Here is a 1,459-nt window from a genome sequence, read left to right as displayed (position 1 = left end):
TCAGCGAGCTGGTATCCATCGAGCAGGAAGCAATATTCGGCCAGCAGCTCCCGAATTGCCTCGCGGTCTTCGAGCTGGCCGGTCATACGAGCTGCCTCGCGGACGGCACGACCGTCTCTTCCTGCGGCTGCGGATCGATCGGCTTGCGGGTCATCGTCAGGCAGACGACGGCGCCGATCAGTAGAAGCGCTCCGGCAAGCAGGAAGGCATTATCGTAGTTGCCGGTGGCGGAAACGACATAGCCGGTTGCGATAGGCGCCACGACGCCGAAAAGGTTGCCGCCCGTTACCAATATGCCGTTGGCACGGCCGACATCGGCGGGATTGCGCAGCAGGTCGTTCTGCAGGGCGATATTGAGCCCGACCGCGCTGCCGATGCAGGTCAGCGAGATTGAGAACACGGTCAGCAGCAATGTGGTGTCGCTAATCCAAGGTGTCAGGAAGACACCGGACGAACACAGCATCATGATCGTCACCAGATTGCGGCGCCGTCCGCCCTCGACAGGCGAATTGCGCAGCAGTCTGTCGCTCAGCCAGCCCACGAAGATCGTGCCGGGAACGGCGACGGCATAGGGGATGGCGGTGTAAAAACCGGTCTTGAGAACGCCCAGCCCGCGCGTTGCCTGCAGGTAGCTCGGCAACCAGGTCAGGAACAGATAGACCGTGTAGACGGCGCATCCCTGCGTGACGAAGAGACCCCAGGTCGATGTGTAGCGCAGCAGCGAACCGATTGAGGCGCTTGCGCCCTGCCGGGCGGTGCCGCCGCGTTCGCTGAGGATCTTGCGGCGTTCTTCCTCGCCGATGAAGCCCGCTTCCTCGGGCTGGCGGTAGAACAGCAGCCAGGCGACGAGCCACAGAAAGCCGATCACGCCCGCGCCGAAGAAAGCGATGCGCCAGCCATAGGCGGCAACGATGGCGCCCATGATCAGCGAACCGAGCGCCGGACCGGCATAGCCGCCGCAGTTGAAGATCACCGTCGCAACGCCGCGCTCGCGCGCCGGTATCCATTCACGGATTGTGCGGGCTCCGGCCGGATAGGTGGATGCCTCTCCGAAGCCCATGGCAAGCCGCGACAGAAATGCGGTGAAGAACGAGCCGCTGAAGCCGGTGAAAATCGTCGCAAGCGACCAGATCGCCATGCCCGCCGCTGTCGATTTCCGCGTTCCGACCTTGTCGATATAGACGCCCCAGGGCAGGACGAAAATCAGATAGGTCCAGAGGAAGGCGGAGAACAGATAGCCGAGCTCGACGGTCGACAGGCCGAATTCCGACTGGATATGCGAGGCCGAAACCGACAGCACGACGCGGTCGATATAGTTGATGGTACATCCCGTAAAGAGCAGGATATAGATAATGGAACGTCCGATTTTCACTCTGGCCCCTCCCTATAGCAGTGTGATTGCACATCTCCGGCACAGCTCCGCGGTCCTCTCCGAGCGCGGTCTGTGCCTACTTCTTCT

The 1,459-nt window shown here is 61.9% G+C and carries 1 protein-coding gene; it reads right to left on the bottom strand.

Features of this window, described 5'->3' with window-relative positions; translation table 11 throughout:
- Positions 1 to 82: 82 nt before the first annotated feature.
- On the bottom strand, positions 83 to 1,372 hold the full coding sequence (locus ACPYOI_RS35670) for an MFS transporter (protein WP_481415409.1): 1,290 nt from the start codon (positions 1,370 to 1,372) through the stop codon (positions 83 to 85).
- Positions 1,373 to 1,459: the final 87 nt, after the last annotated feature.

The organism is Rhizobium sp. SVR5-2C, from assembly GCF_056755115.1.
The sequence above is the reverse complement of the archived record's forward strand: the minus strand, read 5'-3'. Positions and strand labels throughout refer to the sequence as shown.